Below are 14,079 nucleotides of genomic sequence, written 5' to 3' on the forward strand. Positions count from 1 at the left end.
GACAGTGCCCCCGGACCGCGGGCGCCGTACCGTCAGCGCCGCAGCTTGCCGCGCACCATCCCCAGCAGCGCGGTCAGTTCCTCGATCCGCATCCGCTTGGCGAGGGCGAGGAACAGCGCGACCTGCACCACCAGCCCGACCAGGAGCGCACCGGCCGTGCCGAGCAGCCCGCCGCCCAGCATGCCCTCGGTACTGCGGGCGAGCAGGTAGCTCAGCACCGACGGGATGAGGCTCGCCACGATCAGCCGGCCGTAGGTGCGGCGGATGCGCGGGCCGTCCAGCGTGCCGATCCGCCGCCGCAGCCGGGGCAGCGCGACCATCAGCCCGACGAAGTACGCGACGCCGTAGCCGAACGCCATCCCGATCACCGCCCGCTGCGGCGGCAGCACCAGGTACGACAGCCCCGCGACGGCGGCGTTGACCAGGGCGATCCACACCGTGTTGTAGAACGGCGTCCGGGTGTCCTCGTACGCGTAGAAGCCGCGCAGCATGACGTACTGCGCCGAGTAGGGGATCAGGCCGAGGGCGAACGCGGCGAGCATGTAGCCCACCGAGCGGCCGCCGTTGGCGCCCGTGCCGTAGATCAGCGCGCCGATCCACGGGCCGAGGGACAGGAAGAGGAAGGCGGCCGGCACGATCGCCACCGCCGAGGTGCGCAGGCCGTGCGAGATGTCGGAGCGGACCGCCGCCGCGTCGCCGTCGGCCGCGGCGCGGGATATCCGGGGCAGCACCGCGCTCATCACCGAGACCGTGATGACCGCTTGGGGCAGCTGCCAGATGGTCTGGGCGCTGGTGTACGCGGCCAGGCCGGTGCCGCTGGCGAAGCCGCGCGCCGCCGCGGACTTCTCGGCGGCAGTGGCGAGTTGGGTGACCACGATCAGCCCGGCCTGGTTGGCCAGCACGAACAGGAAGGTCCAGCGGGCGAGTTTGGCGGCGTGCCCCAGCCCGTGCCCGCGCCAGTCGAAGCGCGGCCGGAAGTGCAGCCCCGACGCGCGCAGGTAGGGGATCATCGACAGCGCCTGGACCACCAGCCCGAGCAGGGTGCCGACCCCCAGCAGCCGCACGCCCTGCGGCGAGATGCTGCTCGGGCTCACCGCGGAGTGGCCGAAGCTGCCGAACACCCAGATGTACATCCCGAAGGTGAAGATCACCACGACGTTGTTGAGCACCGGGGTCCACATCATCGCCCCGAAGCGCTCGCGGGAGTTGAGTATCTGGCCGGCCACGACGTGCACGCCCATGAAGAAGATCGTCGGCAGGCAGTAGCGCGCCATGCTCACCGTGACGTGCGCGCCGGCCGGGGTCGACATCAGCGACGGCGACAGCAGGCGCACCAGGAGCGGTGCGGCCGCCACCATCACCAGCACCACCGCGCCGAGTGCCGTGATCACCAGCGTCAGCAGGCGGTTGGCGTACGCCTCGCCGCCGTCCGGGTCGTTCTTCATGCTGCGGATGAGCTGCGGGACGAACACCGCGTTCAGGGCGCCGCCGCCGACCAGGAAGTACACCATCGTGGGCAGCGTGTAGGCGACCTGGTACGAGTCGCCCATCGTGCCCTGGCCGATGGCCGCGGCGATGGTCATGTTGCGGACGAAGCCCGTGCCCCGCGACACCAGGGTGCCCAGCGCCATCACCGCGCTCGACCCGAGCACCGAGTCCGCACGCTTCTCCTGCGTACGGGATTTGCGCCGCGTTCCCGGCCGCGGCGCCCGGTCGACGTCGATCACCGGGAAGGTCCCGGTGGCCTCGGCCGTTACGTCGCCGCCGGTCCCGCCGTAGACGTTCGGGGCGTAGTAGAGCGTGTAGTCCGCGTCCTCGTCGCGGTACAGGTGGGCGTACGGATCGGGGTCGGCCGGGGGGACCTGCCGCGGGACGGAGGTGTAGCCGTACGGACCGTGCTGCCGCTCCTGGGGGGCCTGCCCGTACGCCTCCTGCCGCGGGTGCCCGTCCTGCCCGTACCCGCCGTCCGCACCCTCACGCCGACCACCGCCGCTGCCCGGCGTGCCCATAGCTCTCTCCGCTCCCGCTGCACCGGGTGGCCCCTCGGCGCCACCGCCACCGCCGCCCGCAACGGATACCTTCTCATCCGCGGCGGCCCGGCACGTCCCCGCGCCCGCCGCGGACGGGAGTGGTGCCACTGGGCGTTCCGGCAAGGCGAGTTGGGCCGTGGACGCCGCCCGTGAGGTGCCCGGCGCCGGCGTTGCCGAACGCTCGTGCCCCGCGGGCGCAAGTAGGGGGTGAGGCCGGAACGGTCCGGTCTGCGAGGGAGGGGTGATGAGGTTTCTGCGCAAGGCGGGGGAGGGCGGCGGGCACGAGCCGCCGCAGGGCGACGACGGCGAACTGCTGGCCCGCTCGCTCCGGGAACCGGCCGCCTTCGAGGGGCTGGTCGCACGGCATTCCACGGCGCTGCACGGCTATCTGGCCCGGCGGGCCCCTGCCGCCGCCGACGACCTGCTGTCCGAGGTGTGGCTGCGGGCCTTCGCCGGCCGGTCGGGCTACGACCCGGAGCGCGGCACGGTCAGGGGCTGGCTGTTCGGCGTGGCCCGGCACGTGCTGGCGACGCACTGGCGGGCCGCCGAGACAGCCGGCCCCCTGGGACCCGAACCGGTCGCCGACCCGTGGCACGCCGTGGACCAGCGGCTGGACGCCGCGGCCGTGGCCCCACTGATCCGCCGCACGCTGGCCGCACTTCCCCATGCCGAACGGGAGTTGCTCCTGCTCGTGGTCTGGGAGCAGCTCACGCCGGCGGAGGCCGCGGCCGTGGTCGGGGTGCCGCAGGGCACCGCCCGATCCCGGCTGCACCGGGCCCGCACCCGGCTGCGCGAGGCACTCGACCAGCCCTCCCCGACCAGCCTGACAGGAGAATCCGCATGAGCACCGACGCATGGAACCAGTGGCCGGACCGCGCTGTCGACGGCACCGGCCGCCCCGAACTGGACGCGCTGGCCGCCTCCGGCGAGGTGGCCCCGCCGTCCACCGCGACCGTGGCCGTGGCGCGGGCCGCGCTGCGCGCCGCCGTCGAGCGCGAGGAGCAGGCGGCGGCCGTCCCGGCCGTCCGGCGCCGGATCGGAAGGCCGCGCCGCTGGATCGCCGCGGGCGTGGCGGTGGCGGCCGTCGCCACCGGAGCGGCCGTGATCCCGGTGGTGGACATCGGCGGCCGGACCGCGGCACGTGCCTCCGCGGCGACGTTCCTCGACCGGACGGCGGGCCGCGCGGCGGCGGCCGCCCCGCACCAGGGGACGTACTGGAAGGTGGAGACCGTACTGAACGCCGTCGGCGTCGCCGACCGCCGGACGACCTGGTACATCAACCGGGACACCTCCCGCTTCGTCGCCGAAGTGGGCACGGCGCCGACCCCGCTCACCGGCTACACCGTCGGGCCGTGGAAGTGGGGTTCCGGCCGGACCGCGGTGACCTGGGACCAGCTGAGCCACCTGCCGACCGGCACGGCGGCGCTGCGGAAGCGGCTGACCGGCAGCGGAGGCGCCCACGAGCTGTTCCGCACCGTCGGTTCGCTGCTCGCCACCTCGCCGGCGGATCCCGCGTTGCGCGCGGCGCTGTTCCGGGTGCTGGCCGGCACCCCCGGCATCCACCTCGACGGCACCGCGACGGACAGCCGCGGGCGGAGCGGCACCATGGTCAGCGTCGGCTACACGACCGGCGGGAGCGACCGCCTGCTGATCGACCCGCGCACAGCAGCGCTTCTCGAGGGGACGTACAAGCAGGGGAGCCTGCGCACCACGTACGTCTTCGCCGGCTGGACGAGCAGGATCGGCTGACCCGGCACGATCGGCTGTTCCCGCGACGCTCCCGGCGGCGGGTGGGACGCCGCCGGGAGCGATCAGGGCCGGGCGGGCCCGTCGCCGCGCCTTCGTCAGCCGCCGCCGTCGGAGGACTCCGCTTCGATGATCCGCCGCACGGCGTGCGCGGACCACGTCTCCCGCGTGAGGGCGCGGATCGACCGGCGCAGCTCCTTCTTGTTGCCGGTGTCCGGCACGATCCTGCGGGAGAGGTCGATGGCGCCCGCGAGGGCCGCGAGCGTGCGGCTCCGCGGGTCGGGGAAGCCCAGTTTGGCGGCGCCCTGGAAGTCCGCCAGCACGTGACGGGCCAGGTCGAGGTCGGTCAGGTGGTAGGAGCGCGAGCGGAAGAGGCCGAGCACCCGGCGCGACTCGATCCGGAGGACGCCGCGTTGCACCAGCCGCTCGGCGCAGGATTCGCTCACGGCGCCGGCGTGCCGGCTGATCCAGCGCCGCGTCCGTACCGGCTTGTCGGCGCGCAGCAGCGCCAGGCCCGCGTCGAAGAGGGGGTCGCCGGCCGCGGGCCCGGCGAGCGCCACCACCTTGCCCCGGTTCTCGGCGACGCGCCCGCGCCACTCCAGCTCGGAGAGCAGCGCGCCGGCCATCCCGTAATGGAGATGGTGGCGCAGGACGAGCCCCTTGGCCCGGCCCGGGTTGATCCCGAGGACCATCAACTCCTCGGGCAGGGTCAGCATGTGCGTGTTCATCGGATCGCCCTCCTGCGCGGCGGGACGCGTCCCCGACGCGATCCCGCCGGGTGACCGCAGCCTACGAGGCGGGCGTACCCGTTCCTTCGCCGTACCGTCCCGACCCCGTCACGGCGCCACCCCGGTACCGGCGTCCCTCTGAGGGCCTCTCCGGCGGATCCTGCCGGGCCCGCGACGCCCGGTACCGCACCTCCCAGCGTTGTCGAATCATCCATGGACGACCCGGTACGAGGAGGATTCTCCGCCTTGCGATGCACGGCACCGGACGCCGCGAGCTCGACCGGCAAGATCCGCCGGACAGGCCCTAGTCGGGGTTGTCGGCCCAGGCGATCAGCAGGCTCGGCCCGTAGAGCTCGGCGAACACCAGGAGCGCGAGCCCCCCGGTCAGCACGACGATCGTGATCTTCGCGCGTCGCGACACGTGGACCACCCTCTCTCCGAATGTCCTTCGTACGGTGGTGACTTGAGTCTATGGACCGTGCCCCCCGGCCGCTGCGGTCCGGACCTCCGTACTTCACCGGGGCGGCATCCCGGGAGCGTCCGGCGTGTGCGGCGTCTCCGGTTCGTGCGGGTTGTTCGGGGTGTCCAGGTCGTCCGGGTGCTCGGGGGTGAGCGCCCGAGCCAGCAGGAGCGCGGTGTCGTCGTCGGCCGGTCCCTCGGGCGCCATCGCAGCGACGACCGATCCGCACAGCTCGTCCAGGGACCGGAACGGCCGGGCCAGCGCGCCGCGCAACCGTTCCAGCCCGTGGTCGATGTCGGCGTCCCGCGTCTCGACCAGCCCGTCGGTGTACAGCGCGAGCACGCAGCCCCCCGGGAGTTCCGTCTCGAACGGTTCGAAGGCGCCCAGCCCGACCCCGATCGGCGCGCCCGGGGTGACGCCCGCGAAGTGGACGGAGTGGTCCGGGGCGACGACCGCGGGCGGCGGGTGCCCGGCGCTCGCCATGGTGCAGCGCCCGGTCGCCGGGTCGTACACCGCGTACAGGCAGGTGGCGCCCACGGGCATCGGCGACGGCGCGGCCCGGTCCCGGCCGCCCTGGCCCATCTCCAGGACGAGTTCGTCGATGTGGGTGAGCAACTCGGCCGGGGGCATCGCCAGTTTGGTCAGCGTGCGGACCATGGTGCGCAGCCGTCCCATGGTGGCCGCCGCGTTGATGCCGTGGCCGACCACGTCCCCGACCACCAGGGCGACCCTGCCGTCGGGCATCGGGATGACGTCGAACCAGTCGCCGCCCACACCGGCGTGCGTGTCCGACGGCAGGTACCGGGAGGCCACTTCGAGCGCGCCACCGCCCGACAGGCGGTGCGGCAGCAGACCGCGCTGCAGCGCGAGGGCGGCGGTTCGCTCGCGGGTGTAACTGATCGCGTTCTCCAGGCTGAGCGAGGCCCGCGCCACCAGGTCCTCGGCGAGGACGAGGTCGGGCTCGCTGAACGCGACCGGGTTCTCGCTGCGGACGAAGACGGCGACGCCCAGGATCGTGCCCCGCGCCAGCAGCGGGACCACCATCAGGGAGTGCATCCCGGTCTGCCGGACCACCCGTGCCCGGTCCGGGTCGTGGTCCAGCCAGGTGCCGGGGGAGGTGTCGAGCACCGGCTCGAAATGGGACTGCCGGCTCTCCAGCACCGCGGTGAAGGGCGACGACGGCGGGACGAAGACCGGCGTTCCCCGCGCCCACAGCGACTCGCGCAGGTCGGAGTGGACCGAGGCCACGCCGGCCCGGTAGAAGCCGGGGATGCTCTCCCCGGTGGACCTGAGGTGCTCCAGCGGCTCCTGGCCCAGCGGGATCGCCTCGGAGAGGTCGATCGTGACGTAGTCGGCCAGGTCCGGCACCGCGGTCTCCGCCAGCTCCTGCGCCGTGTCCATCGGGTCGAGGGTGGTGCCGATGCCCAGCTCCGCCTCGCTCAGGCGTTGCAGGCGCCCGCGTCCGCGCCCGCGGCTGACGCTCATCACCACCGAGCACAGGCCCAGCGCCCGCCCGTCACGCCCCTCCAGGCGGACGAAGGCGATCCAGCACTCGCGGTCGCCCCGCGCCGCCATCGTCCCCGCCGGCCACAGCTCGCGACGGAGCAGCGGCCTGCCGCTGTCGAGCACCTGCCGCATCGCGGACACCAGGAAGTCCGGGTGCCGGGTGTCGAGCAGGTCGGTGACGTAGCCGCCCAGTTCCGGGTCCCGGCGGAAGACCTCGTGGTTGTGCACCGCCTCGTTGAACCAGGTGCAGCGCAGGTCCCGGTCCCACAGCGCCAGGCTGAGCGGCGCGTGACCCAGCAGGGCCTCCAGCGCCGGCGGGTCCAGCCCGGGGCGTACGGCGGGTCCCGGCACGCACAGCAGCCAGCCGCTGTCCAGCGCGGAGACGGAGAGGCGCACCTCCTCCTGCCGGCCGTCGCGGCGCCGGATCCGCACTTGGCCCGGCTCTCGGCCGCCGGCGGTGAAGACCCCGGCCGGTGCCGCACCGCCCTCGGCGAGCAGCCGCGCGACCGGGCGGTGCAGCACTTCCTCCGCGGCGTACCCCCACAGGCGCGATGCGGCCAGGGTCCACACCGCGACCGTCAGATCCGCGTCGATCACGGCGAGCACGTCGACCGCTTCGGGAGCGGTCCCGTCTCCCCGTAGCGACATAACGCCGATTCTATGACATAGGGGTTGTGGGCCTGGCCCCTCGGGGTGCCCCCCGTCCGCGTGTTGCGGGACCTCGCGGTCCGGCTGTGGTTGCCCGCGCAGTTCTCCCCCTACCTGGCGGCCGGGTGGGGGTGCCCCCGGCGAAGCCAGGGGGAGTGCCCCCACGCGCCCCTGGTCAGTGACCCTCTTTCCGCGGAAGAAGCCGCACCGACCAAGGGGCGCGGGGAACTGCGCGACACGCCACGGCGGACCGCGAGGTCCCGCGACGGGCAGGACGGGACACCCTGGAGGGTCAGGGCGCCGTCAGCTCCGCGAGCTCCGCGGGGTCGAGCCGCAACCCGGCCGCCGCCACGTTCTCCGCGAGGTGCGCGGGTGACCCGGTACCCGGAATGGCGAGCATGTTCGGCGAAGTGGCGAGCAGCCACGCGAGGGCGACCTGCGACGTCGTCGCGCCGTGCCGCGCGGCGACCGACGCGAGGCGGTCGTGCTCGATCGGATCGAAGCCGCCGCCGAGCGGGAAGAACGGCACGTAGGCGATGCCGCGTTCGACGCATCGCGCGAGCACGTCCGCGTCGTCGCCGCGGTGCACGTGGAACTGGTTCTGCACCGCGGCGATGGGGGCGACGCCCAGCGCCTCGTCGAGCTGCACGACATCGACGTTGCTGACCCCGAGGTGCCGGATCAGCCCCTCCTCGCGGAGAGCGGCCAGTACCGCGAACCGGTCGGCCACGCTCTCGCCGCCCGGCCCCGACATCCCCCCGACCCGCAGGTAGACGAGCTCGAACCGGTCGAGCCCGAGAGTGCGCAGGTCCTCGGTCACCAGCGCCCGCAGCTGCTCCGGGCCGGCCTGGCCGCCGGGCCGGCCGTCCACGAGCAGCGGGCCGACCTTCGTCGCGATGAGCAGCTCGTCCGGGTAGGGCGCGAGGGCGGTGCGGATCAGTTCGTTGGCGGCTACGTCCCCCCGGCGGTAGAAGCCGGCCGTGTCGATGTGGTCGACGCCCGCCTCCACCGCCTGCCGGAGCACCGTGATGCCGGTCTGCGGATCGCGCGCGGGCCCGGTGAAGCCGCCGGCCGCCAGCCGCATCGCGCCGAAGCCGAGCCGGTGGACGCGGCGGTCGCCGCCGAGCAGGAACTGGCCGCTCGCGGCGGCCGTGATCTGTGTGGTCATGTCCCCAGCTTCCGGCCGCCGGCACCGCGGGGAGCACCGGATGGCAACCTGTTGCCACGCCGGTGAGCGAGACTGGGAGGGTGACCGACGAGACCACGCTGACGGTGCACGGCGAGCGGGAGCTCGCCGCGCGGACGGCCCGGCTGTTCGGCGAGACGCGGCGCGAGTTCTTCTGCGCCGCCAACGATCTGCGTACCTGGTACGGCTTCAGGGGCGCGCCCGGCCGCTTCGGCGACGCGGGCGCCGGCGAGCACGGCAACGAGGGGGCCGGGCTCGGAGCGGGCGAAGGGCTGCACGCCCGAGGCGAGATCGTGCGCCGGCTGCGTGCGAGGGTCGCGGGCGGGGTGACCGTGCGCAAGCTCTACACGCCCGCCGTCCTGGCCGACGAGCAGCAGCGGCTGCACCTGTTCGACGTCGCCTCCGCCGGCGGGCTGGTGCGCGTCCGCGCCGCGACCCTGCCGCAGGAGGCGATCGTCATCGACCGCCGCGTGATGATCGTCGCCGGCCGGCACGGCGCGCGGGGCCGCGCGTTCACGATCACGACCGCCCCGGCCCTCGTCGAGGGCGTGCACGCGCTGATGCGTGCCACGTGGGACGCCGGCGTGCCCTTCGCCGACTACCTCGCACGCGAGGACAGCGGTCTGGACGCCCAGGCGCTGGCCGTGCTGCGGGCGCTCGCCGCCGGACTCACCGACGCCGCCGGCGCCCGCCGGGTCGGCATGTCCGTGCGGACCTACCGCCGGCGGGTCGCCGAGCTGATGTCCGTCCTGGAGGCCGGCTCGCGCTTCCAGGCCGGGGTCAACGCGAGCCGGCGCGGCCTCACCGGCGCCTGATCCTCCCCGCGCGGGCGGAAAGGGGGACGGGAACGGGACGCCCAATTCCCTTTCCTGCCACGAGCGAACGGTCGCCGGTGCGCCCATGACCCCTCTCAGTAAGGGCCGTTGACGTTGTCGATGGAGCCGTAGACGTGGTACGCGTAATTGCACGCGGCGGTGATGTTCGCGACCGGGTCGTAGATGTTCGTCGAGGTGCCCGCCACGTGATAGGCGTCGAACGTCGGCTGGATGACCTGGAGCAGGCCGATCGACGGGTGGCCGGCGGCCGCGTTGGAATCCCAGAGATTGATGGCGTTGGGATTTCCGGAGGACTCCCGCATGATGTTGCGGTAGATCCCGTCGTAACTTCCCGGGATTCCGTCCTGCCCCATGATGGCGAGCGAGTGCTTGATCCAGCCGTCCAGGTCGTCGGTGTACGCCGCCGAGCCGGCGGTGGACGTGGTCGCCGCGGCGGGGGCCGCGGTCGTGGTGGACGACGACGCCGGGTGGGAGCCGGTGGGCAGCCTCAGCACCTCGTGCGGATGGATGATGTAGGGGCTGGTGATGTGGTTCTCCCGCGCGATGGCCCGCCAGCCGGCCGTCACCTTCTGGGACCGGGAGATGCCGATCAGGGTGTCGCCGCACTTGACGGTGTAGGTGGGCGCGGCGGTGGTGGACGTCTTCGCCGCGGTTCCCGGTGCGGTCTGCGGTGCGGTCGACGGCGCGGACGCGGGAGCGCCGGCGGCGTGGGCCGTCCCGGTCACGGCCGCACAGGTCGCTGCGGTGAACGTGCCGACGACGATGGCGCCGCGGGTGGAGAGCGCGCGCGTTCTGGATGGGCGCTTGGCTGCGTGCTTGGGCATGGGGCGGACCTCGCTCTAAGGATTCCAACGATGTGTTTTTCCGCAGCCGTCGGCCCCCCTCGCCTCGATCCGACCCGCAATTCCGTCCGGCGGTGTGCCGCGGTGGGGCACATTGCTAGCAGCCGGAAAACGTCCCGACAATTACCCTTTTGACTAACCGGAGTAGTAGTCGCCTTTTGCGCCGGCGCCGTCCGGCGCCATCTCGGCCCATGAAATCGGCTCATGAACGCGCTATTGCCACGGGAGCGCGTACTATCCGGCTTCGTAAGTGATTTACGTCCTATGCCGCGCATCACACAGAGAAAGGCGGCTAATTCATCTCGGAATATCCCACGAATCTCCATACATGGGTTATTCCGGCAATTGATACTTTCGGCCTCAACACCGTGAAACGGGACAGAAGGCCGCGGCGAACCCCCCGCGGCCGCGCTCCCGCCGGCGGGGCGGCCCTCCGGGCGGTGCCGTCCGGTGCGTCAGCGGGCCGACTCGCCGCGGGCCGCCGCTGCCTGCGACGTGAGGACGAGCGGGAGGAAGAGGGTGTCGACGATCTCTTCGAGCGCGGCGTCGGAGGCGGGGGAGTCGGAGGTGAGCAACTCCTGCCGCAGGAGGTCGAACGGGAGGGACTTCATCCGCTCGGTGACGCGGGCCGGGTCGATCTCGCCCCGCTCGGCGGCGCGCCGGTACATCGCGTCGATGGCGGCATGGCGTCCCGAGGGGAGCTGGTTGCGCAGGTCGGCGAGAGTGGTGCCGGTCTCCCGGAAGTAGGCGGCGAGCTGGACGCTCACGGCGGTGACGAAGTGCGCGCGGGTGGCGTTGGTGTGCCGCAGGAGCGCGAGCACGTCGCCGCGCAGGCTGCCGGTGTCGGGCGCGGAGATCGGGTGGCGCGCGCCGGCGCGGGCGAGGGCGGCGAGCACCAGCTGCTGCTTGTCGGGCCAGCGCCGGTGGATGACCGGCCGGCTGGTGCCGGCGCGGGCGGCCACTCCGTCCAGGGTGACGTGGGCGTAGCCGACGTCCAGGAGCTCGTCCCAGGCCGCGTCCAGCAGGGCGCTTTCCAGTTCCGCGCCGCGGCGCCGCTCGCCCATGCCGATCCCTTTCCTCGTTGGATGCGATTGCGCATCTTACCGCCGCGTCCTACACTCGCGGCTTAAGATCCATTCTCGCATCTTAGGGGCGTGCGTGAGTACCTCCACCGACCCCGTGTCCGTGCCTCAAGGCGACTCCGGCACGGTGGACCCGGCCGTGTGGCGGCTGGCCTTCACCATCATCGTCGGGGCCATGGCGGTCGTCTTCGACACCACCATCCTCAGCGTCGCCCTGCACGACCTGGCGGCCGATCTCCACGCCTCGCTGAGCACCATCCAGTGGGTCAGCACCGGCTACCTGCTGGCCATGTTCGTCACCATCCCGCTGGCGGGCTGGGCGCAGGCCCGCTTCGGCGGCAAGCGCCTGTGGATCGCCGCTCTGGGCGTCTTCGGCCTCGGATCCGTGCTCTGCGCGCTGGCCTGGAACGCGCCGAGCCTGATCGGCTTCCGGGTCGTCCAGGGCATCGGCGGCGGCATCATGATGCCGCTGATGACCACGCTGATCATGCAGGCAGCCAAGGGCCGCAACATCGGCAAGGTCATGGCCACCATCACCCTGCCCGTCGCCCTCGGACCCATCCTCGGTCCGGTGCTGGGCGGCATCATCCTCGGCCTGGGCGACTGGCACTGGCTGTTCCTCGTCAACATCCCCTTCTGCGCCGTCGGCTTCTGGCTGGCGCTGCGCAACCTGCCCGACGACCGGCCCGCCCCCGGCGCTCCGCGCCCCCGACTCGACACCGTCGGCCTGCTGCTGCTCTCCCCGGGCGCGGCCGCCGTCATCTACGGGCTCTCCCAGGTCGAAGGGGACGCCGGGTTCGCCTCCACCCGCGTCCTCGCCCCCCTGGTCGCCGGGCTCCTGCTCGTCACCGCCTTCATCCGCCGGTCCTGGCCGCGCGCCGCGGACGCGATCGTCGACCTCAAGCTCTTCCGGCACCGCAACGTCAGCGCGTCCGGCGTCCTCGCCTTCCTGTCCGGCGTCACCCTCTACGGAGCGATGCTCCTGCTCCCCCTGTACTTCCAGCAGGTCGAGGGGCGCGACGCCCTCGACGCCGGACTCCTGCTCGTCCCGCAGGGCGTGGGCACCTTGCTGTCGAGGAGCGTCGCCGGCAAGTACACCGACACGGTCGGCCCGCGCTGGGTCGCCTTCGCCGGCTTCACCGTGGTCGCGCTGGGCACCGTCCCCTTCGCCTTCGTCACCGGCTCCACCAGCGACATCCTGCTGATGGCCGTCCTGTTCGTACGCGGCATCGGCATGGGCGGCGCGACCATCCCCCTGACCAGCGCGATGTACGTCGGCCTCAAGCCCGCCGAGGTGCCGCACGCCAGCATCCTGCAGCGGGTGGTCCAGCAGCTCGGCGGCTCGGTCGGCACCGCCGCCCTCGCCGTCGTCCTCCAGCACGCGCTGGCCGGCGCCAGGACCCGCGCCGATCTCGCGGACGGCTTCGGCACCGCCTTCTGGTGGGCCACCGCCTTCACCGCCGTCGGCATCCCCCTGACCCTGCTCCTCCCGGGCCGGACCAGGACACCCGCCGCGCCCGGCGGGAAGTCCGCCGACGCCGGGAACCGGGCCGCCGGCGAAGGGGTGCCCGCGCCGCGCCCGTGACCGCCGGCGATCCCGGGGTGCCCGCGCCGCGCGCCTGACCGCCGTCTCGCGCGCTCCGGTCCTCCGAAACGGGCGGCCCGCACGGCACGTTGAGGTGCCGAGATGCGACGTCGTGCGCCCGCCCGGCGTCTTGACGCCGCCCTCTGTGAGCGCTAACAATACCCGGAAGGTGATCGGAGGAGCATGTCGCAGACCGCGAGGAACGACCAGACCCGGCGCGCGCCCACGATGGCGGACGTCGCGCAGGTGGCGGGGGTGTCCCACCAGACGGTCTCCCGCGTGCTGAGCAACCATCCCAACGTGCGGGAGTCCACCCGGGCCGAAGTACAGCGCGCCATCGAGCAGTTGGGCTACCGGCGCAACTCGTCGGCCCGCGCCCTGGTGACGCGGCGGACCCTGGCGCTGGGCGTCGTGGCGTGCAACCCGACGCTCTTCGGGCCGTCCAGCACCATGTTCGGCCTGGAGGAGGCGGCCCGCGACGAGGGCTACATGGTCTCCTCCGTCACCCTGCGCACGTACACCGCCCCCGCGCTGAAGGACGCGATCGACCAGCTCAGCGACTGGGGGGTGGAGGGGATCGTCGTGATAGTGCCGCACCGCGCGGCGGTCGGGGCCCTCGCCGAGCTGAAACTGCCCTTCCCGGTGGTCACGGTGGAAGGGGGCCACTCGCTGCCGATCGCCGGTGTCTCGGTGGACCAGGAACTCGGCGCCCGCCTGGTGACCGGCCACCTGCTGGAGGCCGGGCACCGGACCGTGTGGCACGTGGCCGGACCGCCGGACTGGCTGGAGGCCGGGGCCCGCACCCAGGGATGGCGGGCGACCCTGGAGGAGGCCGGGGCGGAGGTACCGCCGCCGCTGGCCGGCGACTGGACGCCGCTGTCGGGCTACCGCGCCGGCCAGGAACTCGTCGGCCGGATGACGGGGGTGGGCGCGCGCGGTGGCGCGCTGCCGGTGACCGCGGTGTTCGTGGCCAACGACCAGATGGCGCTGGGCGTGCTGCGCGCCTTCCGGGAGGCGGGCCTGTCCGTGCCCGGCAAGGTCGCGATAGCGGGCTTCGACGACATTCCGGAGGCGGAGTTCTTCGCACCGCCGCTCACCACGGTCCGGCAGGACTTCGCCGCGGTCGGCCAGGCCAGCATCCGCATGCTCATCGACCAGCTGGAGTCCGGTGTCGTCCGCCCGGACGAACGCGTGGTGATCGAACCGCGGTTGATCGTCCGCGGCAGCAGCACCCCGACCTGAACGGACACGGCAGCTCCCCGACCCGAACGGACACGGCAACCCGCACGTCAGTCCCGCCGGCCCACGCCGGTCGGCCCCGTCCCCTCGTCCTCCCAGCGATCCCCGCGACATCAGCGACCTCGGCGGACGTCCCGCACGGGCGCCCGGCACGAGATGCCGGCTCCGGCGGTCCTCCGGCCCGGGAGCCA

11 protein-coding genes are annotated in these 14,079 nt (G+C 73.3%); 5 read left to right on the forward strand and 6 right to left on the reverse strand.

Annotated elements, in window-relative coordinates; translation table 11 throughout:
* Nucleotides 1-32: 32 nt before the first annotated feature.
* Nucleotides 33-2,009, reverse strand: a complete 1,977-nt coding sequence (murJ, locus tag C4U44_RS05955; protein ID WP_103884536.1) for a murein biosynthesis integral membrane protein MurJ — start codon at nucleotides 2,007-2,009, stop codon at nucleotides 33-35.
* Between the two features lie 265 nt (nucleotides 2,010-2,274).
* On the opposite strand from murJ, the gene C4U44_RS05960 reads away from it, so the two are divergent.
* A complete protein-coding gene (locus C4U44_RS05960) occupies nucleotides 2,275-2,874 on the forward strand; it encodes an RNA polymerase sigma factor (protein WP_103884537.1) in 600 nt (199 codons plus the stop codon).
* Nucleotides 2,871-3,779 carry a CU044_5270 family protein gene (locus C4U44_RS05965; protein ID WP_103884538.1) on the forward strand — a complete coding sequence of 303 codons (909 nt, stop codon included), beginning with the start codon at nucleotides 2,871-2,873 and terminating at the stop codon, nucleotides 3,777-3,779. Before C4U44_RS05960 ends, C4U44_RS05965 begins: the two co-directional genes overlap by 4 nt.
* A gap of 95 nt (nucleotides 3,780-3,874) precedes the next feature.
* Here the strand turns inward: C4U44_RS05965 and C4U44_RS05970 are convergent, their stop codons facing one another.
* From C4U44_RS05970 to C4U44_RS05980, 3 genes are all read right to left on the reverse strand, one after another.
* Nucleotides 3,875-4,504, reverse strand: coding sequence for a GOLPH3/VPS74 family protein (locus C4U44_RS05970; RefSeq protein WP_103884539.1), 630 nt, complete (start codon nucleotides 4,502-4,504; stop codon nucleotides 3,875-3,877).
* Nucleotides 4,505-5,018: 514 nt separating this feature from the next.
* Nucleotides 5,019-7,118, reverse strand: a complete 2,100-nt coding sequence (locus C4U44_RS05975; protein ID WP_235031826.1) for a SpoIIE family protein phosphatase — start codon at nucleotides 7,116-7,118, stop codon at nucleotides 5,019-5,021.
* 292 nt (nucleotides 7,119-7,410) lie between these two features.
* Entirely contained in the window at nucleotides 7,411-8,286 is an 876-nt protein-coding gene (locus tag C4U44_RS05980; RefSeq protein WP_103884540.1) for an oxidoreductase, read from the reverse strand.
* 80 nt (nucleotides 8,287-8,366) lie between these two features.
* On the opposite strand from C4U44_RS05980, the gene C4U44_RS05985 reads away from it, so the two are divergent.
* Nucleotides 8,367-9,119 (forward strand): DNA-binding response regulator, encoded by a 753-nt coding sequence (locus C4U44_RS05985; protein WP_235031827.1) that lies wholly within the window; start codon nucleotides 8,367-8,369, stop codon nucleotides 9,117-9,119.
* 95 nt (nucleotides 9,120-9,214) lie between these two features.
* Here C4U44_RS05985 and C4U44_RS05990 read toward each other — a convergent pair whose 3' ends face one another.
* Both C4U44_RS05990 and C4U44_RS05995 read right to left on the reverse strand, forming a co-directional pair.
* Entirely contained in the window at nucleotides 9,215-9,964 is a 750-nt protein-coding gene (locus tag C4U44_RS05990) for a LysM peptidoglycan-binding domain-containing protein (RefSeq protein WP_103884542.1), read from the reverse strand.
* 473 nt (nucleotides 9,965-10,437) lie between these two features.
* Nucleotides 10,438-11,046, reverse strand: a complete 609-nt coding sequence (locus C4U44_RS05995) for a TetR/AcrR family transcriptional regulator (protein ID WP_103884543.1) — start codon at nucleotides 11,044-11,046, stop codon at nucleotides 10,438-10,440.
* A gap of 94 nt (nucleotides 11,047-11,140) precedes the next feature.
* Between C4U44_RS05995 and C4U44_RS06000 the strand changes: the two genes are divergently transcribed.
* Nucleotides 11,141-12,649 (forward strand): MDR family MFS transporter, encoded by a 1,509-nt coding sequence (locus C4U44_RS06000; protein ID WP_265737308.1) that lies wholly within the window; start codon nucleotides 11,141-11,143, stop codon nucleotides 12,647-12,649.
* A 183-nt stretch (nucleotides 12,650-12,832) separates the two neighbouring features.
* Nucleotides 12,833-13,891, forward strand: coding sequence for a LacI family DNA-binding transcriptional regulator (locus C4U44_RS06005; RefSeq protein ID WP_103884545.1), 1,059 nt, complete (start codon nucleotides 12,833-12,835; stop codon nucleotides 13,889-13,891).
* The last annotated feature ends 188 nt before the right edge of the window (nucleotides 13,892-14,079 follow it).

It is taken from the genome of Actinacidiphila yanglinensis, from assembly GCF_900107965.1.
GTDB lineage: Bacteria > Actinomycetota > Actinomycetes > Streptomycetales > Streptomycetaceae > Actinacidiphila > Actinacidiphila yanglinensis.

What these genes read in the sequence shown, in the direction of transcription:
- C4U44_RS05995 (WP_103884543.1), bottom strand. Translation starts at nt 11,046, where the DNA reads ATGGGCGAGCGGCGCCGCGGCGCGGAACTGGAAAGCGCCCTGCTGGAC.
- C4U44_RS05970 (WP_103884539.1), bottom strand. Translation starts at nt 4,504, where the DNA reads ATGAACACGCACATGCTGACCCTGCCCGAGGAGTTGATGGTCCTCGGG.
- C4U44_RS05990 (WP_103884542.1), bottom strand. Translation starts at nt 9,964, where the DNA reads ATGCCCAAGCACGCAGCCAAGCGCCCATCCAGAACGCGCGCGCTCTCC.
- murJ (WP_103884536.1), bottom strand. Translation starts at nt 2,009, where the DNA reads ATGGGCACGCCGGGCAGCGGCGGTGGTCGGCGTGAGGGTGCGGACGGC.
- C4U44_RS06005 (WP_103884545.1), top strand. Translation starts at nt 12,833, where the DNA reads ATGTCGCAGACCGCGAGGAACGACCAGACCCGGCGCGCGCCCACGATG.
- C4U44_RS05965 (WP_103884538.1), top strand. Translation starts at nt 2,871, where the DNA reads ATGAGCACCGACGCATGGAACCAGTGGCCGGACCGCGCTGTCGACGGC.
- C4U44_RS05980 (WP_103884540.1), bottom strand. Translation starts at nt 8,286, where the DNA reads ATGACCACACAGATCACGGCCGCCGCGAGCGGCCAGTTCCTGCTCGGC.
- C4U44_RS05975 (WP_235031826.1), bottom strand. Translation starts at nt 7,118, where the DNA reads ATGTCGCTACGGGGAGACGGGACCGCTCCCGAAGCGGTCGACGTGCTC.
- C4U44_RS05960 (WP_103884537.1), top strand. Translation starts at nt 2,275, where the DNA reads ATGAGGTTTCTGCGCAAGGCGGGGGAGGGCGGCGGGCACGAGCCGCCG.